The 19552-nt window shown below is 66.3% G+C and carries 25 protein-coding genes; 9 read left to right on the top strand and 16 right to left on the bottom strand.

Translation table 11 applies throughout. The features are described 5' to 3' along the window. Together HWN72_RS02935 and HWN72_RS02930 are read left to right on the top strand one after the other, a co-directional pair. A partial coding sequence (locus HWN72_RS02935; RefSeq protein WP_211149771.1) for an EF-Tu/IF-2/RF-3 family GTPase occupies positions 1–1350 on the top strand: 1350 nt, incomplete at its 5' end. 132 nt (positions 1351–1482) lie between these two features. Then, positions 1483–2100 (top strand): YitT family protein, encoded by a 618-nt coding sequence (locus HWN72_RS02930; RefSeq protein ID WP_211149770.1) that lies wholly within the window; start codon positions 1483–1485, stop codon positions 2098–2100. A 59-nt stretch (positions 2101–2159) separates the two neighbouring features. Here the strand turns inward: HWN72_RS02930 and HWN72_RS02925 are convergent, their stop codons facing one another. The 6 genes from HWN72_RS02925 to HWN72_RS02900 form a co-directional block, all read right to left on the bottom strand. Continuing rightward, positions 2160–3005, bottom strand: a complete 846-nt coding sequence (locus tag HWN72_RS02925; RefSeq protein ID WP_008832138.1) for a TorF family putative porin — start codon at positions 3003–3005, stop codon at positions 2160–2162. Positions 3006–3365: 360 nt separating this feature from the next. Further along, positions 3366–4907, bottom strand: coding sequence for a SulP family inorganic anion transporter (locus HWN72_RS02920; protein ID WP_008832139.1), 1542 nt, complete (start codon positions 4905–4907; stop codon positions 3366–3368). After that, a complete protein-coding gene (locus HWN72_RS02915) occupies positions 4904–5593 on the bottom strand; it encodes a carbonic anhydrase (RefSeq protein WP_008832140.1) in 690 nt (229 codons plus the stop codon). The genes HWN72_RS02920 and HWN72_RS02915 overlap by 4 nt, the downstream gene beginning before the upstream one ends. A 137-nt stretch (positions 5594–5730) precedes the next feature. Next, positions 5731–7056, bottom strand: coding sequence for an ATP-binding protein (locus tag HWN72_RS02910; protein WP_008832141.1), 1326 nt, complete (start codon positions 7054–7056; stop codon positions 5731–5733). After that, positions 7056–7784, bottom strand: a complete 729-nt coding sequence (locus tag HWN72_RS02905) for a response regulator transcription factor (protein WP_069709058.1) — start codon at positions 7782–7784, stop codon at positions 7056–7058. Before HWN72_RS02905 ends, HWN72_RS02910 begins: the two co-directional genes overlap by 1 nt. Positions 7785–7948: 164 nt before the next feature. Then, positions 7949–8212: a hypothetical protein gene (locus HWN72_RS02900; RefSeq protein WP_211149769.1), complete on the bottom strand. Its 264-nt coding sequence runs from the start codon at positions 8210–8212 to the stop codon at positions 7949–7951. A 268-nt stretch (positions 8213–8480) separates the two neighbouring features. Here HWN72_RS02900 and HWN72_RS02895 point away from each other — a divergent pair, with 268 nt between their 5' ends. The 3 genes from HWN72_RS02895 to HWN72_RS02885 all read left to right on the top strand — a co-directional run bounded on the left by HWN72_RS02895 (position 8481) and on the right by HWN72_RS02885 (position 11095). Beyond that, entirely contained in the window at positions 8481–8855 is a 375-nt protein-coding gene (locus HWN72_RS02895) for a hypothetical protein (protein WP_008832144.1), read from the top strand. Between the two features lie 386 nt (positions 8856–9241). Beyond that, positions 9242–9784: a hypothetical protein gene (locus HWN72_RS02890; RefSeq protein WP_211149768.1), complete on the top strand. Its 543-nt coding sequence runs from the start codon at positions 9242–9244 to the stop codon at positions 9782–9784. A gap of 159 nt (positions 9785–9943) precedes the next feature. After that, entirely contained in the window at positions 9944–11095 is a 1152-nt protein-coding gene (locus HWN72_RS02885) for a glycosyltransferase family 1 protein (RefSeq protein WP_037521038.1), read from the top strand. A gap of 130 nt (positions 11096–11225) precedes the next feature. Here the strand turns inward: HWN72_RS02885 and HWN72_RS02880 are convergent, their stop codons facing one another. Continuing rightward, entirely contained in the window at positions 11226–11579 is a 354-nt protein-coding gene (locus HWN72_RS02880; protein ID WP_008832147.1) for a hypothetical protein, read from the bottom strand. Between the two features lie 405 nt (positions 11580–11984). Here HWN72_RS02880 and HWN72_RS02875 point away from each other — a divergent pair, with 405 nt between their 5' ends. Then, positions 11985–12413, top strand: coding sequence for an OsmC family protein (locus HWN72_RS02875; protein WP_008832148.1), 429 nt, complete (start codon positions 11985–11987; stop codon positions 12411–12413). On the opposite strand, the gene HWN72_RS02870 is transcribed toward HWN72_RS02875, so the two are convergent. Further along, positions 12410–12850 (bottom strand): COG3650 family protein, encoded by a 441-nt coding sequence (locus HWN72_RS02870; protein ID WP_211149767.1) that lies wholly within the window; start codon positions 12848–12850, stop codon positions 12410–12412. The genes HWN72_RS02875 and HWN72_RS02870 overlap by 4 nt on opposite strands. 308 nt (positions 12851–13158) lie before the next feature. Here HWN72_RS02870 and HWN72_RS02865 point away from each other — a divergent pair, with 308 nt between their 5' ends. Further along, the gene (locus HWN72_RS02865; protein WP_036529531.1) at positions 13159–13431 is read left to right on the top strand and encodes a hypothetical protein; all 273 of its coding nucleotides are present in this window, start codon (positions 13159–13161) and stop codon (positions 13429–13431) included. A gap of 203 nt (positions 13432–13634) precedes the next feature. Then, positions 13635–14129 carry a hypothetical protein gene (locus HWN72_RS02860; RefSeq protein ID WP_211149766.1) on the top strand — a complete coding sequence of 165 codons (495 nt, stop codon included), beginning with the start codon at positions 13635–13637 and terminating at the stop codon, positions 14127–14129. Positions 14130–14157: 28 nt separating this feature from the next. Here HWN72_RS02860 and HWN72_RS02855 read toward each other — a convergent pair whose 3' ends face one another. The 6 genes from HWN72_RS02855 to HWN72_RS02830 form a co-directional block, all read right to left on the bottom strand. Next, a complete protein-coding gene (locus HWN72_RS02855; protein WP_036529573.1) occupies positions 14158–14454 on the bottom strand; it encodes a hypothetical protein in 297 nt (98 codons plus the stop codon). A 182-nt stretch (positions 14455–14636) separates the two neighbouring features. Then, positions 14637–15017, bottom strand: coding sequence for a DUF4440 domain-containing protein (locus tag HWN72_RS02850; protein ID WP_156799898.1), 381 nt, complete (start codon positions 15015–15017; stop codon positions 14637–14639). After that, entirely contained in the window at positions 15014–15316 is a 303-nt protein-coding gene (locus tag HWN72_RS02845) for a YciI-like protein (protein WP_008829359.1), read from the bottom strand. The genes HWN72_RS02850 and HWN72_RS02845 overlap by 4 nt, the downstream gene beginning before the upstream one ends. Positions 15317–15355: 39 nt before the next feature. After that, positions 15356–15949, bottom strand: a complete 594-nt coding sequence (locus tag HWN72_RS02840; protein WP_211149765.1) for a hypothetical protein — start codon at positions 15947–15949, stop codon at positions 15356–15358. 127 nt (positions 15950–16076) lie between these two features. After that, positions 16077–16820, bottom strand: a complete 744-nt coding sequence (locus HWN72_RS02835; protein ID WP_211149764.1) for a DUF72 domain-containing protein — start codon at positions 16818–16820, stop codon at positions 16077–16079. Further along, complete coding sequence (locus HWN72_RS02830; RefSeq protein ID WP_008829356.1) at positions 16817–17101, bottom strand: hypothetical protein; 285 nt, start codon at positions 17099–17101, stop codon at positions 16817–16819. The genes HWN72_RS02835 and HWN72_RS02830 overlap by 4 nt, the downstream gene beginning before the upstream one ends. 120 nt (positions 17102–17221) lie before the next feature. Here HWN72_RS02830 and HWN72_RS02825 point away from each other — a divergent pair, with 120 nt between their 5' ends. Beyond that, a complete protein-coding gene (locus tag HWN72_RS02825) occupies positions 17222–17530 on the top strand; it encodes an alkylphosphonate utilization protein (protein WP_008829355.1) in 309 nt (102 codons plus the stop codon). Between the two features lie 61 nt (positions 17531–17591). On the opposite strand, the gene HWN72_RS31775 is transcribed toward HWN72_RS02825, so the two are convergent. Together HWN72_RS31775 and HWN72_RS02815 are read right to left on the bottom strand one after the other, a co-directional pair. Then, positions 17592–18389, bottom strand: a complete 798-nt coding sequence (locus HWN72_RS31775; RefSeq protein WP_211149763.1) for an IclR family transcriptional regulator — start codon at positions 18387–18389, stop codon at positions 17592–17594. A gap of 8 nt (positions 18390–18397) precedes the next feature. Beyond that, positions 18398–19408: an LLM class flavin-dependent oxidoreductase gene (locus HWN72_RS02815; RefSeq protein WP_211149762.1), complete on the bottom strand. Its 1011-nt coding sequence runs from the start codon at positions 19406–19408 to the stop codon at positions 18398–18400. Between the last annotated feature and the right edge of the window lie 144 nt (positions 19409–19552).

Genomic DNA, 19552 nt, shown 5'->3' with positions numbered 1-19552 from the left:
TTCCCGACCCTCTACGCTTCGGGCCGCAACGGCTACGCCAGCTACGATGCGGACCGCCGCGAAGGCGACCTGACCCCGCTGTTCGAAAAGATCGTCGAGCACGTCCCCGCGCCGAACCTCGACGTCGACGCGCCGTTCTCGTTCCTCGCCACCCTGCTGGACCGCGACAACTTCATGGGCCGCGTCCTCACCGGCCGCGTCCAGTCGGGCACGTTGAAGGTCAACGACCCGATCCGCGCCATCGACATGGACGGCAAGGTCGTCGAAGTGGGCCGCGCCACCAAGGTGCTCTCGTTCCGTGGCCTCGACCGCGTGCCCGTGGAAGAAGCCCGCGCCGGTGACATCATCGCCCTCGCCGGTCTCGAAAAGGCGACCGTGTCGAACACCATCGCCGATCCTTCGGTCACCGAGGCGATCCAGGCGCAGCCGATCGATCCGCCGACCCTGGCGATGCGCTTCGCCGTCAACGACTCGCCGCTCGCGGGCCGTGAAGGCGACAAGGTCACCAGCCGCATGATCCGCGACCGCCTGATGCGCGAAGCGGAAACCAACGTCGCCATCCGCGTCACCGAATCGGCCGACAAGGACAGCTTCGAAGTCGCCGGTCGCGGCGAACTCCAGCTGGGCGTCGTCATCGAAACCATGCGCCGCGAAGGCTTCGAGCTCGGCATCAGCCGTCCGCGCGTGCTGTTCGGCACCGACGAAAAGGGCGGCCGCACCGAGCCTTACGAAACCGTCGTGATCGACGTGGACGATGAGCACTCGGGCACGGTCGTCGAGAAGATGCAGCGCCGCAAGGCCGAACTGACCGATATGCGTCCCTCGGGCTCGGGCAAGACCCGCATCACCTTCTCGGCCCCTTCGCGCGGCCTGATCGGCTACCATGGCGAGTTCCTCTCGGACACGCGCGGCACCGGCATCATGAACCGCCTGTTCGAGAAGTACGACGCCCACAAGGGCCCGATCGAAGGCCGCCAGAACGGCGTGCTGATCTCGAACTGCACCGGTGAAGCGGTCGGCTACGCTCTGAACTCGCTCGAAGATCGCGGCGTGCTGTTCATCAAGCCCCAGGAAAAGATCTACGAGGGCATGCTGATCGGCGAGAACGCCAAGACCGACGACCTCGAAGTGAACCCGATGAAGTCGAAGCAGCTGACGAACTTCCGTTCGACCGGCAAGGACGACGCCATCCGCCTCACCCCGCCGCGCGTGATGACGCTCGAGCAGGCCATCGCCTACATCGACGACGACGAGATGGTCGAAGTCACCCCGCAGTCGATCCGCCTGCGCAAGGTCCACCTGGACCCGAACGAGCGCAAGAAGCAGAGCCGCAAGAAGGAAAGCGCCTGATTTTGCCCTCCCCTGTGGTCGGGCTTTGAAAAGAGCGATCGCGGGGGGATGCATTACCGGTTGAATGAAAGGTCGGGGCGCCGAAGGGCGCTTCCGGCCTTTCGTGTTTTTGAAGCAGGGGGCATGACTGCAATGACGAGTTCCAACGCACCCTCGCCCACCCCGCACGGGCACGGCGAGGACATCTACGCCCTCTTCGTGGGCACGATCCATCTCGCGGTCGGGCTCGTGCTGCTGCGCGCGGCAGGGCTCGCGACAGGCGGTGTGGCGGGTGTCGCGCTGGTTCTCAGCTATGCGACGGGCTGGCCGGTGGGCCTGCTCTATGCGCTGATCTCGGCGCCGCTGATGGCGATCACCTTGCGCTCGATGAGCTGGCGGTTCCTGATAAAGACCGCCGTGGTGACGCTCGGCCTGTTCGCGATGACCGCCCTGGCCCCGATGGGCATCGACATCGCCCGGGTGAGCGACCCGGTTGCAGCGGCCGTCGGCGGCAGCGTCATCGGCATGGGCGCGCTCGCCCTCGCCCGCCATGGGGCGGCAACGGGCGGCTCGGGAGCGCTGGTGCTATGGCTTTATCGCACGCGCGGATGGAATGCCGGCCGCACCCAGCTCATCATCGACGGTACGGTGCTGCTGTTCGCGGCGTCACGGCTCGATGCGGTGCGCATGGGCTGGTCGCTGCTGGGCGTCGCGGCGACGGCAGGCATCCTCTGGGCCTGGCACCGCCCGGGCCGCTACACCGGATACTGAAAAGAGGGCCGGCCCTGCCCGGCCGGCCCTCCCCCCGTTTGCCCCGCAAGGCCAAGTGATCAGAACGCCGCGGACAGCGAGAACACCACGGTCGAGCCGGAGATCTGCGAACCGTTCTTGGAAGAGGAGAAGTTCGGCTTCAGGTAAGCCGATTCCGCCTTCGAGATGTCGGTATCGATGTAAGCCACGCCCAGCACGACCGGGCCGACCGCGAGGTCCGCGCCGAGCATCCAGTCGAGATAGCTGCCCGTCGGCGCCACGCTGGTGCCGTTGGGGCCAAGGCCGGAGTTGCCGTTCGAATAGCCCAGGTGTGCCTTCAGGGTCAGCGGCGTGTTGGGAATGCCGGTGCTGGCATCGCCCCAGAGGTAGAAGTTGTCCGACTTGGCGCCGGGTGCATCGGGAATGCCGGTCGCGTAGGAATCGGCGTCCAGATACCAGCGACCGAGCGCTTCCTGCTTGGGCGCATAGGCCGCGCCGACGAGCAGGTTTGCCGGACCGACCGAGCCCGAAACCTTGACGTAGGGTTCAGCGAAATCGGTGATGTCCGAGCCGCCCGGATACATGTACCAGGTCACGCCGACGTCCACCTTCACGCCCGGCGTCACTTCGGCCGCGAAACCGCCGTAGATGTCGAGTTCGGTGTTCGAGCCGCCGAAAGTGCCCCAGCCCGAAAGGTTCGAACCCCAGGTGCCGACGTAGAGCCCGCTTTCATGCGTAACCGAGACGCCGCCCTGCACCGCGAGTTCCTTGTCGGACTGCGACACACCGCGGAAACGGTAGTCGGTGACGAGCCCGACGCTGCCCGCGATGGTGAATTCGCTGGGGGCTTCCTCCTGCGCCATCGCGGGAGTCGCAGCAAACGCGGCTGCGAGGCCGGCGACGCCGGCAAAGAGACGAAACTTCATAGTCGGAACACCCTCATGTTACTGTTGTAGCATGTTCCGTCCTGCGGCCTGCAAGCCGGGCTCCGCTGCGTGGCGAGCCCGTTTCATGCCGGCAGGTTCATGGATATGGCGCCGACCTGTCTATATTCTTGCCTTATCGTAACGAACTGTTGCTGAATTCTGCAGCGCAACAAGTGTGGTTGCGTAGCAACACAAGCACGCCGTCACGATATTGCCGAGTATCTATGCAGGCCAATTCGCTCTGCGATCAGAAAACGGCACCGTGCAAAAGAAAGCGGGCGGAAACGCTTACGCGCTCCGCCCGTAGGTTAGAGGGCCGGGTGTGAGGGTTCCCGGCCCGCCAGGTGTTCGATCAGATCGTCAGCTGGCCAGCGGCAGCGGGCGCAGGATGGCATCGGGACCGGTGATCCGGTCGCGCTGGCCACCCTGGCGGCGGCGGCTGATCCATTCGGACAGCGTCTCCGCCGTGGTATGGTCCATCGCCTTGACCAAGCCTAGGTCGAGGTGGACCGGACGGTTCGCCGGCTGCTTCTCCAGCACCGCGTTCAGGCGAGTGAGCCCGACGAAGGTGGCCGCACCGTTCAGTTCCACGCGGGTCGCCTCGCCCTCGTCATGCTCGGCGACCTTGAGCCGCAGGTGCTTGTAGTGCGGCAGCAGCTCGACGACCGAGAGCGCCAGGCCGACGAGCACGCCGGTCAGCAGGTCGGTGGTGACCACCAGCACGAAGGTCGCGGCCCAGATCGCTGCGGGCAGCGGACCATGCGCCTTGAACAGGTGCGTGACGTGCTTGAGGCTGACGAGCTTCCAGCCGGTGACGACCAGCACGCCGCCGAGCGCGGCCATCGGCACTTCGCGCAGCAGCCAGGGCAGCAGCGCGACGAAGCCGAGGATCCACACGCCATGGAAGATCGTCGAAAGGCGGGTCTTTGCACCTGCCTGCACGTTCGCCGAGGAGCGCACGATCACGCCCGTCATCGGCAATGCGCCGAAGACGCCGCACAGGAAGTTGCCGATGCCCTGCGCGCGCAATTCCTTGTCGTAGTGGGTACGCACGCCGTCATGCATGCGATCGACGGCAGCCGCCGAGAGCAGCGTCTCGGCGCTGGCGATGAAGGCGATGGCGACGGCTGCGACGAGCAGCGCAGGCTGGCTCAGCGGCGCGAACCAGGCGGCGCTGGTCGGCAGGCTGAAAGCCGAGGCGATCGAGGCAGGCACCTCGATGCGGGCGACGTCCAGGCCCATGCCCCAGGCAACCGCCGTGGCGGAAACCACGCCGAGCAGCGCGCCGGGAACCAGACCCATCGACTTGGGACGCAGCTTTTCCCACGCGAGCATGACGGTGATCGTCAGCACGCCGATCAGGAGCGCCATTTCGGTTGCAGCCGCATTGGTGAAGTCGAGGCCAAAGACGCGCGCGGGCATCGCCGCGAGGTTCTGGAGGCCGCTCGACAGCGGCTTGGCGTCGAACAGGATGTGGAACTGGCCGATGACGATCAGCGCGCCGATACCCGCCAGCATACCGTGGACGACAGCCGGGCTGATCGCGCGGAACAGCCCGCCGAGCCTGAGCGCACCGGCAATCAGCTGGAGCACGCCTGCCAGAAGCAGCACGGGGCCAAGCGCCTCGAGTCCGTTCTCGCGAACGAACTCGAAGACGATGACCGCAAGGCCGGCCGCCGGGCCGCTGACCTGCAGCGGCGAACCCGCCAGCAGGCCGACGACCACGCCGCCGATGATGCCGGTGACGAGGCCCCTTTCAGGCGGCACGCCCGAAGCGATGGCGATGCCCATGCACAGCGGCATGGCGACCAGGAACACGACGATCGACGCCGTGAAATCGCGGCCGAAGTGGGAGAAGAGGCCTTGGCGGCCGTCTCCCACGCCAGAGGAAACCGAGGTCATTCTGCCGCTTCTGCGTATTCGGTGGCAAAACGGCTGCGGGCGGCGAGAGCAACCGGCAGGTCACGGTCTTCGCGCAGCGGCACGAACTCGCCGGTGTCGCCGTTGAGGCCAAGGACCTGACCGGCGTGAATGTCGACCATCCAGCCATGCAGCGTGATCTCGCCGCGCGCGATGCCCGCAGCAACGGCCGGATGCGTGCGCAAGTGGCTGATCTGGGCGATGATGTTCTCCAGCGTGATCGCGCGGACGCGGTCCTTGCCCTGAAGGTCGGAATGGCAGGCGCTGACGATGTTCTCGGCCGCGGCGCCGTGCTTGAGCCAGGCGGCGACGTTCGGCATCGCCTCAAGGCCGGTGGGATCGGACAGCGCCTTCATCGCGCCGCAGTCCGAGTGGCCGCAGACGATGATGTCGCGCACGCCGAGCGCCATGACCGCATATTCGACGGTCGAGGTGACGCCGCCGTTGAGCGTCGCGTAAGGCGGCACGATGTTTCCGGCGTTGCGGCAGACAAACAGATCGCCGGGCTCGGCCTGCATGATCTGCTCGGGCACGATGCGCGAATCGGCGCACGAGATCATCAGCGCCTTGGGCGACTGGCCGTGCGTGGTCAGCTTGCCGAACAACTCGCTGCTGGCGGGGAAGAGGGTCTTCTCGAAGTTGAAGACGCGACCGATCAGTTCGTTCACTGGAACACCTTTCTTTTATCCACTGCCGTCAGCGCACGCACTGCGGCTCACTGTGGAAAGCTAGGTGCCGCGCTTGTCGCTGAGCGTGCGCGAACGTTACGAAAGTTTGCTGCGATGCAGCGTGTGTGAACTCCGGGTCAGTCCGTACCCATGGGCAGGCGGATGGTCGCCCGCAGTCCGCCTTCGGGCCGGTTGCGCAAGTCCAGCGTGCCGTTTTCCGTGCGCACGGCCTTGCGCACGATCGGCAGGCCGAGGCCCATTCCGGCGGTGTCCCGCGCCCGCGCCGTGTCGAGGCGGACGAAAGGCTGGAGCGCGTCGGTGATGCGATCGTCGGGGATGCCGGGGCCGTCATCGTCGACGGTGATCTCCACCGCCCCCCCGTCCCGGCGCACGCTGACGCGAACATTGCCGCCGTAATGCAGCGCGTTCTCGATGAGGTTCGACAGGGCCCGGCGGATCGGCACGGGCCGCACTTTGACTTCCAGGCTGGACACGCCGGAATAGGTCGCGTCGGCGCCATGATCGGCAGCGGTATCGACCAGTGTTTCGGCCATGACGGCGATGTCGATGCGCTCCGCCGGGATCGAGCGGCCGTCGCTGTCGACATAAGCCTGGATCGAATCGAGCAGCATGCGCATCTCGTCGATGTCGTGGTTCAGGCCGTCGCGCACTTCGGGATCGACGCTCTCGTCGTCGAGCCGCAGCCTCATGCGCGCGAGCGGGGTCTTGAGATCATGTCCGATCGCCAGCATCGTCTGGGTGCGGTCCACCAGCGACTGGTGGATGCGTTCCTGCATCTCGTTCAGCGCGCGGATAAGTTCGCGCAGCTCGTCCGGTCCGCGTTCGGGCACCGGACGCGGCGGACCGGAGCCGAGATGGCGGGTCGCGCCGATCAGGGTGCGCAGGGGCTTGAGCGTGGTGCGTACCAGCACCCAGGCAAGCGCGAAGAGCAGCAGCGTGGGCAGCACCAGCCCGGCGATCCGGCCCAGCGTCAGCTTCCACGCCGACTTCGCATGCGTATGGAACTTCACGAGGCTGTTGTCGGAAAGCCGGATCGAACCGCCGATGTTCCCCTTGCCCGGCAGCTCCTCGAGGTGAAGCTCGAGATCGGCCATGGCGAGTTCGGGCTGAAGGGCGACGACCTGCGCGCGCAGGTTGGTCAGCCCTAGGCTACCGCGGCGGCGGGTGCCGGGTGCGAACCAGTGCAGCTGGAAGCGGTCGGTACTGAGGACGTGGGCGATCTGGTCGCGCTCGCCCGCCTCGGCATGTTCCATCGTCCGGCGCGCGAGGACGAGGTTCTCGGCGATGCGCTCGGCATCGTCGCGCCGCAGCATGAAGGAATCGACACGCTCGAACAGGAAGGAGTTCGCCACGAAGTCGATAATGACGACGACCAGCAGCACCGCGAGCAGCCGCTCGGGCAGGCCCATCCGCCTGAACAGGGCGACGAACCTGCCTGCCATCAGGTGCGGATCACTTCCGCCTTGAACATGTAGCCAACACCGCGAACGGTGACGATCGGGGATTCGGAGCCCTCGGCCTGCAGCTTGCGGCGCAGGCGGCTGACGAGCACGTCGATCGAGCGATCCGAACTGTCGCCGATGCGCGAGCGCGAAAGCTCCATCAGGCGTTCACGCCCGAGCACTCGCTGCGGGTATCCCAGGAAGGTGGAAAGCAGGTCGAACTCGGCGCCGGTCAGATCGACGATCGCACCGCTGGGCGAGCGCAGTTCGCGCCGCGCCATCGAGACTTCCCAGCCGTCGAACCGGATCGCATCGGCGGACCGCATCTCGGGCACCGGCTCGCTGGTCGAATCGAGACCGCCGCCGCGCCGCAGGACGGCGCTGACGCGCGCAGCCAGTTCGCGGGTGCTGAAAGGCTTGGCGAGGTAATCGTCGGCGCCCAGCTCGAGGCCGAGCACGCGGTCTTCCTCGCTGCCGCGCGCACTCACGAAGATGATCGGCACGTCGCTTTCGCGGCGCAGGCGGCGGAACAGGTCGAAGCCGCTGGTGCCCGGCAGCATGATGTCGAGCACGACCAGGCTGACCGTCGCCTCGCGCAGGGTCACCCACATCTCCGCGCCGGTGGCGGCGGTGAGCACGTTGAAACCGCTCTGGCGCAACGCTCGCGCGGTCAGGGTGCGCAGCGCGCCATCGTCCTCGACGAGCAGAATGGTGGAAGGGGTTGTCATAGTCTCGTGCGGGTGTCTGTAGCGGGGGGCGACCGTCATCGTGCTGGTTGTCTCTGCTGTCTATAGGCAACCGGCGCGGTCAGGCAAACCGCGCCGGTCGGAAATTGTCCTGCCGCGCTCTTTCGCGCAGCAAATCTGCACAAAAGGCCAAGGCGGCGGATGCGTCAGTCCTTGGTCACGGCCGCATCGGCGACTGCCAGAACCGGACGCTCTGACTGCTCGGCCTGGACGACGGCGTGACGGCAGGCGCGGCCCTTGGACGGGTCAGGATGGCAGACGGTCGGAGCCGAAGCCTTGCCCTGCGCGCGCGCCACGATGGTCGGATGGCCCTTCGAGGCGGCGACGCTGTCACCGGCATAGGCAGTAGCGAGCGATGCCGAAGCGGGCGTGGAAAGCGAAACAAGGGCAAGAAGAGCGGCGGAAATCATTGGTATTCTCCAATCTGGCAATGCAATGACGCCAGATTGGGGGGGGCGCGTGTCACGTTTCGGGCGGACGCGTGACGAAACATGTCTGGAACCGCTTCATCTGCAGCCCCGCATCGCCCCATGTACCGCTACGCATACAATTGCGTACAATCGTGAATGGATTCTGCCAGATCCGCTTCGATCCGGTTCAGGAGCCGGGGCTTATACCAAACTTCACACGGGGACAACGGCTTCCTTGATCCGCCACCCCGAACAAGGAGTTGAAGCCATGACCATTTTCAAGAAGACCGCGCTGGCCGTCGGCCTCGCCGCCACCGCTCTTGCCACTACGACGCCGGCGATGGCGCGCGACTGGCACCGGGGAGGCGACAACACCGCTGCCGTCGCTATCGGCGCGGGCATCCTGGGCCTTGCCGTCGGCGCCATCGCCGCCTCGTCCAGCCGCGACCACGACCGTTACGACAATGCCCGCTACGACGACCGCTACTACGGTTCGAGCTGGTCCTATCGCGACGGCTACTACTGGAATGGCGACGGCAACCGCTACTCGCGCGGCGACTACGATCGCTACAACCGCGATCACCGCGACGACCAGCGCCGCGGCTACTACGGCGACCGGGGTGACTGGCGCCGCGGTTACTGATCGATCGAATACCAGCGAAGCCGGGTGACGCCCCTTTCGGCCCCTCCCCGACTTCGCGAGACGCCCGGCCCCTCCTCCTCGGCCGGGCGTCTTCGCATGTGCCGTTAGAGCGAGATCGACTTTAACCGTATTATTGTCATCCCGCGAAGGGGGGAACCCATCTCCTGACGGCGCCTGCTGCATGAGCGTCAGATGGGTTCCCGCCTTCGCGGGGATCACGAACGGTGTTTTAGTCGAACACGATCACGCCCTGGCGCACGGCTCGCCGCACGCCCGATACACCTCGCGACAAATTCACTTCCGGTTCAGTCCATCCGGCCCATGTTTCCAGCGTGCCCACCGCTACCGCCGTTACCCGGTCGGCCCGGAAAGGGAGACGTCACGTCATGAATATAAAGTTGAAATCCTTCGGGAAAAAACTCGCGCTGGGTGCCGCACTCGCCGCCTCGGTGCTGGTGACCACATCGCCAGCCCAGGCGCGAGACCGCTACTACGGGCGCGGTGACGACACTGCCGCCATTGCCATCGGTGCGGGCGTGATCGGCCTTGCCCTCGGCGCCGCAATCGCCGACCGCGGTGATCGCAATTACTACGATCGCGACTACTGGGGCTCGCGCCGCTACGTCACCGTGCGCGACCGTCCCGGGTATTATTATTACTACGACGGCTACCCCAACCGCTATTATCGCGATCGCTACTACGACCGGGACTATTCGCCGTGGTATCGTGATCGTTGGCGCGACGGCGGCAATCGCTGGGACCGTGGCCGCGACTGGCGCCGGGACAGGCAATACGATCGTCGGGATCGCTGGGACCGTCGTGACGATCGCCGCTGGGATCGCCGTGACGGACGCTGGGATCGCCGCGATGACCGCAGAGACGACCGGCGAGACGACCGCCGCTGGCGCGACCGCGATTATCGTCGCTGAAGCATAGCTGCGATGCTTTCCGCGGACGGCTGCCCGATCGATGGCAGACCGTCCGCGGCCTCCCTCGCCCCCAATGCATACGGCCATGAAATCCATCGGGGAGCGCCTCATCATGCACCCTCGCCAAGTGCGGCCGGGGCGGCTATGGGGCGCTCCATCATGGACACCGCAGATCTGCGCATCGCCCTGTTCTCGGGCAACTACAACTACGTCCGCGACGGCGCCAACCAGGCGCTCAATCGTCTCGTCGGCTACCTCCTGCGCCAGGGCGCGCAGGTTCGCGTCTACGCGCCGACCGTGGCCGAGCCCGCGTTCGAGCCGACCGGCGATCTTATCAGCGTGCGTTCCTTCGCGATTCCCGGACGTCCGGAATACCGCGTTCCGTTCTCGATCTCGGGCAAGGCCCGCCGCGACCTCGCGAAGTTCGCGCCGAATGTGGTGCACGTCTCTTCGCCCGACCCGGTCGGCCACCAGGCGGTGACCTGGGCACGCAACCGGACCATTCCGGTGCTGTCCTCGGTCCATACCCGGTTCGAAACCTACCTGCGTTACTACAACATGGCCTGGGGCGAGCCGGTGGTCGAGGCGATCCTGCGCCGCTTCTATCGCCGCTGCAACGCCCTTGTCGCGCCTTCGGAAAGCATGGCGCAGCTCCTGCGCGAGCAGCGCATGAACTACGATGTCTCGATCTGGTCGCGCGGCGTCGATCACGAGATATTCAACCCCGGCCGCCGCGACCTCGAATGGCGCCGCAGCCACGGCATCGCCGACCATGAAGTCGCCATCGGCTTCCTCGGCCGTCTGGTGATGGAAAAGGGGCTAGACGTGTTCTCGGACACGCTCGACGAACTGCGCCGCAAGGGCATCGCCCACAAGGTTCTGGTGATCGGCCAGGGGCCTGCCCGCGAATGGTTCGAGGAACGTCTTCCCGGCGCTGCCTTCGTCGGCTTCCAAGGCGGCGCCGACCTCGGCCGCGCGGTCGCCTCGATGGACGTGCTGTTCAACCCCTCGGTCACCGAGACTTTCGGCAACGTCACGCTCGAGGCCATGGCCTGCGGGCTGCCCGTCGTCGCAGCGGCCGCCACCGGCAGCCAGAGCCTCGTCGACGACCGCGTCTCGGGCCGCCTGATCCCGCCCGGCGCCGTGCACCAGTTCGCCGAAGCGCTGAAAGGCTATATCGAAGATACCGAACTGCGGCGCACCCATGGCGCCGCCGGCGTCGCGCGTGCCGGCGAGTTCAGCTGGGACCGCATAAACCAGGCCGTCGCCGATACCTACGTGCGCCTGATCCGCCAGAAGGCGCGCGCCTGAGCACATAGCAACAAGACGCGGCGGTGGTGGCTACCCGCCGCGCCTTGCGCTTCTCCCCTTCCCTCGGCTCTGCGCGAAGGCCCAGCCGACCTTCGCGCGCGTTCTCCCTGCGTCTTCTCTTTTTATACCGTCATGCGACCTTGCGCTGCAGACGGACCAGCGCGCGGTCGATCTCGGCCCGGGCACCATCCCCGATCTCGCCGGTGACCACCCGGTAGACGATCCGCCCGTTCTCCAGCGAATAGGCCACCGTCGCCATGCCGTCGTTGAAACTGGCAAGGTAGAGCGCGGGCTTGCGCTGTAGCAGGGCGAGATCGTCCGCTCGGGGAACCAGGCTGTCGCGCATGTAGTACGCACCGGTCATCGCATCCGCCTCGACGGACACTTCGGCAGCGTGACCGGTTCCGGTCATCGCCATTGCTGACGGGAAAGCCATTGCCGACAGGGCAAACCCCACCTGCAATGCTGTCAGGAATCGCTTCATGACAACTATCCTCTTCCGGTGCGGCACCGTCGTCGCGGGCCGTCATCTCACAAGCCGAGAGGTACCATGCGCACCCACCGCGACAAAGCGAACAATCCTCAAGAAGCTTAGGATTTCTGCGCTTTTTGCGGTGCGCAACGATTGGTGTACCGCATGGTATCACGGGCATCAGCCCCGCTTTCGGCGGGATGTGAGGGCGCCGCGCCCCCTGCCCGGTGCCAAGGCGTAAAAGGCTCTTACAGGAAGCATCGCCCGGGCGTAGCCTCGTGCTGCAACGCGAGGCTCGCCAAACCCGCTGCGGCATCGTCACGCGGCAGACTTTCGGAACCTGTACAGAGCCCCGGCGTTGCAGCCAGCGCCACTTCGGCCCGCCAGCAGTAGCATCAGCACCAGGGGAACCTCGACATGACCACCAATACCGCTTCCGCCCGTTATGTCGGTCTCGGCAAAGACGGCAAGGGCTCGATCACCACGCGCTCGGGCGTGTTGTCAGACCAGCCCTACGGCTTCGGCACCCGCTTCGAAGGCCAGCCCGGCACCAACCCCGAGGAACTGATCGCTGCCGCGCACGCCGCCTGCTTCACCATGGCGACCAGCTTCGCGCTCGCCCGCGCAGGACACGCCGAAGGCACCCTCGACACCCAGTGCACGGTCACGCTCGACAAGGACGGCGACGGCTTCTCCGTCACCAAGTCGGCCCTGACTCTCACCGCGTCCATACCCGGCATCACGCCCGAGGACTTCGCCAGCATCGCCGACGAAGCCAAGGCCGGCTGCCCGATCTCCAAGCTGCTGAACTGCGAGATCACGCTCGAAAAGTCGCTCGGCGACTAATTACTGCCCGTGCGCGGGCTGCGGTCGGTCCAGCCGCAGCCCTGCCGCGTTTCCTCGCCGATCCGCAAGGTGACGGTGAAAGGATAGCGCGTGTCCGACATGCCGTCGCTGCAGGCCGACGGCGTGACCGCCAGCGTCGCCGCACCGCCCGACAGCTTTCCACTGAACGAAACCCCGCCGCGACCGGCGAAGCGGGTGACCGGCACTGTTTCGCCTTCGGCATTATCCGGGGTTGTATACGTCAGGCGCGAGGACGCGATCTGCCCGCCCCAGAACGGCTCCGTACCGACGAAGTGCACGGTCTCCGTGAGGGCGATGCCGTTCCACGGCCGATGATCGGCAGGATCACCGGGCAACCCGTCCGAAGCGGAATGGCATGCTGCAACTGCGAAAATGGCCAGCAGTGCGCTCGCCCGGTACGGTCTGATGCTCGACATGAGTTGCACGGTACGCCTCTCCCGGCCGGCGGGCAAACTTTCGCATGCGATTCGACAGGCCGCCGGTGTGATTCGGCTGATTCCCTGACCCGACGATGATGAATTTGCGGTCATGCCTGTTTTTTCTTCGCGCCTGGCAACGCCGATTTGCTTAAAAATCAGGCACATTGTCCGATGGTTGCAAAACTTGCAACACCCGGTTCGGGTATTGAAATTGCACTCCCGTTCAACATCCGCTTTTGCTGCAGCGCACAAGATAAACGTCGCCCGAGGCGATCCAGCCTCATCCAGAATCTAAGGATTTTGCCATGTTCAAGACTGTTCTCGCCTCTGCCGCCGTTGCTCTCCTCGCCGTTCCCGCCGTCGCCCAGGCCGACGACAGCCGCGAATTCTCGCACGAAGGCGTCAACTACAACTACACCACTGCCCAGAAGGGCAAGGTTACCGTGATCGACGGCGCGACCTCGGCCGGCATCCCCTTCCGCCTCTACGTCAAGGGCGGCCGCGTGACCGGCACCTACAACAGCCGTTACGTCTCGTTCACGACCGCCGAAGCCGCCAAGCTGCACCTCGGCGAGTAATCGAGCTACCGATCGGGCATACTGATCGCGCGCTCGCGCTTCTTCCGGGCAGTCCTCCTCTCCCAACGCCCGGGTAGCTGCTGAGCGCCGAACCAGGCGCCGTCCCCCTCCGTGCGGGACGGCGCCTTTTTCTTTGCGTTCAGCAGGCCGACAGCTGCGACGGGATACCCCGCCATCATGCAAGACAGCCGTGGCCCGAACCGATGAGTGGAGCCAAGTTCGCCCTGTTGCTGGTGGTCGGCGGTATCGCCGGCGCGGCCTTCGCCGTCATGACGACCGGCGCGATGCCGCGATTCTCCCAGCCCCAATCGCATCGCTCCGCCACTCTGGAAGACAGCTCGCCTGCCCGGCGCTCGTGGCTGGATGAGGGCCTGTCCGCCCTCAATTCTCCCGCCTGGCCCTTCGGTCGGGGCTCCGACGACGCCGGACCGCCGATGCCGCCCGGACCGCAGCAGGACTACGCGCCTTACGGTTACGGCCCGCCGGACGACTATGACGATGGTGCCTGGGAACGTCGCCAATACGGCAGCCATGCTCCCTATCAAGGCGAGGGCTACGCTGCGGAGGGTAGCCAGCCGGCACCCGACCGATCACCGGCCCCATCACCGGCAGCCCCTCGTGCAGACGCCGCTGCCGACGCAGCAGCGCGCGCCGCCGATGCAGCTCAGGACGTACTGTCGGCCGAGAACACGCCCTGAGGGACAGAGGCCGACGGAAGGATTTGGATCAGGCCTGATCGTTCGCCGAAAGGCGGCGCAGGTTCTTGCGTACGGCGCGGCGATAGTGGTTCACCGTGCGGCGGCACACCGTCTCGGGATCGTGCCCGAACTGCCCGGTCGCCAGCGCCATGCCGACTTCCCAGCCCGCCCAGACCTTTTCGGTGACCATGCGGACCATCTCGTCGCCCGCCAGAGGATCGCCCCAGCCGATGCGGGCGGTGCGCAGCGCGATCACCGATCCGGCCTCGACCCAGAGCTTGCCGGTATCACGCAGCAGAGCTTCTCCGGCGACATCCTGCTTCATCGACACGTCCTTATGCCCCCGCCGCACGCAAGGATTGCGCGCGGTCCGGAGAGCCGGCTGCCAGGCATCGAACATCCTCGGGAATTGCCCGGAGCGCTCGACCGGCGCGCCGGGTTGCGGGCGGCTCCTTAATCGAACTCACCCGCCTTAGGAAACGATTTCATGCCATGCGTCACACCCCGTCACGAAAACGTCACGAAGATTTCGGCTTCGATTACCCATTCTCCCGCCACTTCGCGCCACTTGGCGGCGTAAGTGCCCGAGGCTCCGGGAATTTCCGAACCACCTTGCGTTCCGTACCAGCGTCCGTGCTCCATGGCGATCGGCTCGGCGGAAGAAATGGCCACGCTTTCGGACGTGCGAACATAGACCATCCGCCCGGAATGGCCGAACTCACGCCGCCAGACTTTCACTTGCGCCATCCGGCCCGCGATCACGGCGCTGTCGGTGCCGGTAACCATGACGCAGTCGCGCGCCAGCATTGGCCCGATCGCCGCCGCATCGCCGTCCGCAATGGCCCTGTTGAAGGCGGCTCGGCGGCTGCGGATCGCCAGTTCGCTCACGGCCTCACCGGAGCCGAAGCCTCTTTGCCCACGACGGTCACCCAGCGCCGGACGTTCCAGCGCTCGACCAAGCCCTCGGTCACATAAGGGTCGGCCTCGGCGAAAGCCTCCGCAGCTTCCGGCCCCTCGCCGGCGAACAGCAGCATCGCCGTATCGAGCGGATCCTCGACCGCGCCGCCAAGCAACAGTTCGCCGCGCTCGGCCGCCTGCCATGCGAGGTCCAGATGCGCGGCGCGAAATTCGGCCCGGCGCTCGAGGTAACCGGGCGCGAGGTGATAGATCAGCAGGTAGTGGTTCATCGCCCGACCATGCCCGGCGGCACGACCCGGGGAAACCCCTCAGCCACAGCCTTCCACATAGGCCAGCACCGGCATCTCGCCGACATGGATCAGGCCGACCTTGCCGTCAGACTTGATCTCGAAGCGCAGCGCCGATTCTCCGGGGCGGGCATTGGGAGCCGTCAGGTACTTGGCGGGCGCGGCTTCGTACTTGTGCGGCTCCTCGCGGAAACCGGCGAACCACTTCTTCACGTCGCCCTCGGTCGCACCGACGCCAATACCCTCGGCCAGCTTGACCGTGGAATTCGCGCCCAGCGTGATGCGGCGCACCTTGCCCTCGGTGACGATGGCATACACCCCGGGGTAGTCAGGCGAGCTGATCGCCGTGCAACTGTCGCTTTCCTGTGCGCCGCGTGACGCCCAGGAACTGCCCTTGGGCACCGGCTGACCGATCTTCAGGTCACCCAGCCCCTCCAAGCCAAGCACTTTAGGGTCGCTCGCGGGAGTGACGGCGGGCGCAGCCTCCGAAGGCGCGGCCTCGCCGGCCAGAGCCTCCTCGCTCGCGGAAGCGGTTACACTCGGCTCCTCCGGCCCGGACGAGCAGGCGGCGAGGGGCAGCAGGACGAGAGCGGCGAGCGCGGCAATCCGTTTCATGATAGCCGAAACGGATCGCAATCGCTCAGGTTGCCGGGGCGATCGACAAAGATGCCAAGGGTAAGAAAATGCGAGGGTTATTACCCTCGCGCTCCGGGGACTGTCGGCGTCGCGCCCTGCAGCATCCTCAGCGCCCGACTTGCTCGATCAGCTTCATTGCCGCAGCAGGCGCCCGCTCCTTCGCGCCGTTGATGAAGAAGGCGAAGACTTCGCGGCCTTGTCCGGTCCAGTCGCCGATACGCTTTGCCCATGCGTCGAGGTCTTCGTCCGGATAGCCCTGTTCCAGTTCGCTTTGCGCGTTCTGCAGGCGGGCGTAGACGAACGGAGCGCAGTCTGTCGCATCCAGCACTGCATATTTCGGCGAATCGGCCAGCACCACCGCAACCCCGGCCTTGCGGCACAAATCGAAGAATGCGGGATCGTCGAAGCTCTCGTGCCGTGCCTCGATCGCATGGCGCACCGTCAGGCCCTCGTGGCTGGCGGGCAGCAGGGCGAGGAAGGCGGCGATCTCGGCGGCGTCGAACTTCTTGGTGGCCGCAAGCTGCCAGTTGATCGGCCCCAGCTTGTCGCCCAGTTCGACCAGCCCCTGCGCCATGAACCGCGCCACGCTCTCGCCCGCCTCGGACAAGTCCTTGCGGTTGGTGCAGTACCGGCTGCCCTTGAGCGCGAAGCGGAAGCCGCCGGGCACCGCGTCGCGCCACTTGGCGAAGCTGGCGGCGCTCTGGCCGCGATAGAAGGTGGCGTTGATCTCGGTGCCGGTCAGGTGTTCGCCGACGTAGGCCAGTTCGCGCGACTGGGTGAGGCCCTTGGGATAGAACAGCCCGCGCCATGGCTCGTAAGTCCAGCCGCCAATGCCGATGTGAACACTCATGATTTCTTCCGGGCGAGGCGTTTACGGTTTGCGGTGACCTTGCGGCGGTAATGGCGCACGGCCTTTCCGGCGGTCTTCGGAGATGCACTCGACGTCGCCAGCATCATGCCCACTTCGGCGGCCGCCCTGACCTTTTCCGACACCATCAGTGCATTTTCGCGGTCGCTGCCCTTGCCGGTCATCATGTCGCTGGTGCGCATGCCCATGACCATGAGCGATTCCGCCCAGAGCCAGTAGCTGTCGTGGGCGAGCTTCATCCAGTCGGTGGTCGGGTTGCGCATGCGTGGCCCTCCTTGAGAACCGGCACCGTAGCACCGGCTTGCGATGCTGCGAAGGCGGCATGCTGCTGGTCAAACGCGCGTCGCGCTGCCAAGGGCGCAAAGGCATCAGGAGAATGGATCATGGCAAGCGACGACGAGGATTATGTCTACGACGAGGACAGCGGCGAATGGCTGCCTGCCTCGGAACTGACGGCGAAGCGCGCGGCGGCCGATGCCGTGGAAGTCCGCGACGCGGTCGGCAATGTGCTCGCCGACGGCGATTCGGTGACGCTGATCAAGGACCTCGACGTCAAGGGCGCAGGCCAGACGCTGAAGCGCGGGACGGTGATCCCCGCGATCCGCCTGACCGGCGATGCGCAGGAGATCGACTGCCGCTATCCCGGCATCAAGGGGCTGGTGCTGCGCGCGGAGTTCGTGCGCAAGCGGTGAACCATGCCCGCGGGCCGACTGCCTTCGCGGATAGGACGACATGACATGAAACGGGCGCGCCCTACCTGAACCCCAGACTGCGCGAGATCGCGGCGGCCTCGTCCCGCACCAACCGGACGAGTTCTTCAAGCCGCCCCGCCGCGCGCGCGCTGGGCGCGGCGGCAACCAGCGCGCCGACGACCCCGCCCGCCGCATCGCGCACCACGCAGGCCGTACCGGTGACGCCCTCGGCCGCCTGATCGACAGTCTGGGCGCACCCTTTCGCGCGGGCCTGCTCGACTGCCAGCGCCAGCGCGGCGGGGTCGATCTCGGTCCCCGGCGCCAGCCGCGTCAGCGTCACGCGCTTGAGGTAGGCATCGACCGCCGAGGGCGAACACATGGACAGGAGCACCCGCCCCGCCGCCGTCGCGTAGAGCGGCCGCCTGTCCCCGATCGAGACCGAATAGCGCACCACGTTGCGGCTCTCCACGAGGTCCACGTACGTGACCATGTCGCCGTCATGGTCGCCCACTGCCAGCAGCACGGTCTCCCCGCTGCGCGCGGCCAGCCGCCGCATCCCGTCGCGCACGAGGTCGGAGCTTTGCAGCCGCCGCCGCGCCTCGGTCAGCGCGCTGCCGAGGCCGAAAGCGCCCGGACCAAGCCGCCACGCCCCTTCGGTCGCGACGACGAGGTCTTCGTCCGCCAACCCGCGCAGCAGTGCCGCAAGGCTGCTCTTGGGCGTCTTCAGACGGCGGCTGAGATCGGCCAGCGACACCGGTTCGCTGCTGACGCAAAGGGCTTCGAGCAGGCGGATGACCCGGGTGACCGACTGCGGCGACCCGCCCCGGCGCTCGCCGTCCTTCTCCGCATCCTCGATCACACAAGCCCTCACTGGAAATGCGGGAGCACCTCCCGCGCGAAGAGCCCCGCATAAGCGAGGAAGCGCTCCGCCGGAAGGCCGGGCGGCATCATCATCGTGAATTGCTCGACTGGGGCCTTTTCCAGCAGGCGGTGGAAGTAGGCGACCGCCTCGGACGGGGTCAGGATCTGCAGGATGCCGCTGGCCTTGAAGGCATCGAGGCTCATCGGCTGGATCGTCGGACCGTCAAGGCCGATGGCCTTATCTTCGTTCATCCAGCCGCCGTAGCTATTGTTGACGTGGTGGAAATGGGGCGCCAGTTCCTCCAGCGCCGCCGCCTTGTCCTCGGCGACGACCAGCATCAGGCCCTGTATCCAGATGCGTGCATCGGCTGGGTCCTTGCCCGCCGCTTCCAGTTTCTCGCGGTAGAGCGGCCAGATCTCGGGATTGCCGAAGTAGCCATCTCCGTGCCGCGCAACCCGCTCCATCGCCTTGGGCGCGAAGCCGCCGATGTAGAGCGGGATATGCCCCCGGCTTGAGAGCGGCCCGGCCTTGGCGCCGTGAAGAGTGAAGAAGCGGCCTTCGAAGTCTACCGTCTCGCCGGACCAAAGGCGGCGCACGATCTCCAGGAATTCGTCGAACCGGGCGCCGCGCTTGGTGAAATCCAGCCCGTGCGCCGCGTACTCCCGCGCACGATAGCCGATCGCGAGCCCCAGTTGCAGCCGTCCGCCGGACAGACTGTCGAGCACCGCGCAGTCCTGTGCGAACCGCAGCGGCTCGTAGAGAGGGGCAAGCGCGATGCCGGTGCCCAGCCGCATCCGCCGCGTGCGTGCAGCCATCGCGGCGAGCGCCACCAGCGGCGAGGACATGTAGCCGTCCTCGGCGAGATGGTGCTCGGGCACGAAAGCGCCGTCGAAGCCCAGCGCTTCGGTTTCCGTAACCACGTCGAGGATTTCGGCGTAGAGCGCTTCGGGCGGGCGGCCCCACGGCGCCGGGTTGCGGAAATCGTAGAGGTAGCTGAATTCCAGCCTGCCGGTCATGCAGCCTTCTCCCGCCGTCTTGTGATCCGGCTGGAGATTAGAGGCAGCTATCCAAGCGGCAAGGCGCGGGGGCGATGAGTGTTATCCTCCCTGTTCCGAAGGAATGGGGAGGTGGCAGCCCGCAGGGCTGACGGAGGGGTTTCT

The organism is Novosphingobium sp. HR1a (assembly GCF_015594425.1).
Lineage (GTDB): Bacteria > Pseudomonadota > Alphaproteobacteria > Sphingomonadales > Sphingomonadaceae > Novosphingobium > Novosphingobium resinovorum_A.
The sequence above is the reverse complement of the archived record's forward strand: the minus strand, read 5'-3'. Positions and strand labels throughout refer to the sequence as shown.

Bases quoted from the DNA above. Each gene is read 5' to 3' on its own strand.
- HWN72_RS02930 (WP_211149770.1), top strand. From the start codon at position 1,483: ATGACGAGTTCCAACGCACCCTCGCCCACCCCGCACGGGCACGGCGAG.
- HWN72_RS02925 (WP_008832138.1), bottom strand. From the start codon at position 3,005: ATGAAGTTTCGTCTCTTTGCCGGCGTCGCCGGCCTCGCAGCCGCGTTT.
- HWN72_RS02920 (WP_008832139.1), bottom strand. From the start codon at position 4,907: ATGACCTCGGTTTCCTCTGGCGTGGGAGACGGCCGCCAAGGCCTCTTC.
- HWN72_RS02910 (WP_008832141.1), bottom strand. From the start codon at position 7,056: ATGGCAGGCAGGTTCGTCGCCCTGTTCAGGCGGATGGGCCTGCCCGAG.
- HWN72_RS02905 (WP_069709058.1), bottom strand. From the start codon at position 7,784: ATGACAACCCCTTCCACCATTCTGCTCGTCGAGGACGATGGCGCGCTG.
- HWN72_RS02900 (WP_211149769.1), bottom strand. From the start codon at position 8,212: ATGATTTCCGCCGCTCTTCTTGCCCTTGTTTCGCTTTCCACGCCCGCT.
- HWN72_RS02895 (WP_008832144.1), top strand. From the start codon at position 8,481: ATGACCATTTTCAAGAAGACCGCGCTGGCCGTCGGCCTCGCCGCCACC.
- HWN72_RS02890 (WP_211149768.1), top strand. From the start codon at position 9,242: ATGAATATAAAGTTGAAATCCTTCGGGAAAAAACTCGCGCTGGGTGCC.
- HWN72_RS02885 (WP_037521038.1), top strand. From the start codon at position 9,944: ATGGACACCGCAGATCTGCGCATCGCCCTGTTCTCGGGCAACTACAAC.
- HWN72_RS02880 (WP_008832147.1), bottom strand. From the start codon at position 11,579: ATGAAGCGATTCCTGACAGCATTGCAGGTGGGGTTTGCCCTGTCGGCA.
- HWN72_RS02875 (WP_008832148.1), top strand. From the start codon at position 11,985: ATGACCACCAATACCGCTTCCGCCCGTTATGTCGGTCTCGGCAAAGAC.
- HWN72_RS02870 (WP_211149767.1), bottom strand. From the start codon at position 12,850: ATGTCGAGCATCAGACCGTACCGGGCGAGCGCACTGCTGGCCATTTTC.
- HWN72_RS02865 (WP_036529531.1), top strand. From the start codon at position 13,159: ATGTTCAAGACTGTTCTCGCCTCTGCCGCCGTTGCTCTCCTCGCCGTT.
- HWN72_RS02860 (WP_211149766.1), top strand. From the start codon at position 13,635: ATGAGTGGAGCCAAGTTCGCCCTGTTGCTGGTGGTCGGCGGTATCGCC.
- HWN72_RS02855 (WP_036529573.1), bottom strand. From the start codon at position 14,454: ATGAAGCAGGATGTCGCCGGAGAAGCTCTGCTGCGTGATACCGGCAAG.
- HWN72_RS02845 (WP_008829359.1), bottom strand. From the start codon at position 15,316: ATGAACCACTACCTGCTGATCTATCACCTCGCGCCCGGTTACCTCGAG.
- HWN72_RS02840 (WP_211149765.1), bottom strand. From the start codon at position 15,949: ATGAAACGGATTGCCGCGCTCGCCGCTCTCGTCCTGCTGCCCCTCGCC.
- HWN72_RS02835 (WP_211149764.1), bottom strand. From the start codon at position 16,820: ATGAGTGTTCACATCGGCATTGGCGGCTGGACTTACGAGCCATGGCGC.
- HWN72_RS02830 (WP_008829356.1), bottom strand. From the start codon at position 17,101: ATGCGCAACCCGACCACCGACTGGATGAAGCTCGCCCACGACAGCTAC.
- HWN72_RS02825 (WP_008829355.1), top strand. From the start codon at position 17,222: ATGGCAAGCGACGACGAGGATTATGTCTACGACGAGGACAGCGGCGAA.
- HWN72_RS02815 (WP_211149762.1), bottom strand. From the start codon at position 19,408: ATGACCGGCAGGCTGGAATTCAGCTACCTCTACGATTTCCGCAACCCG.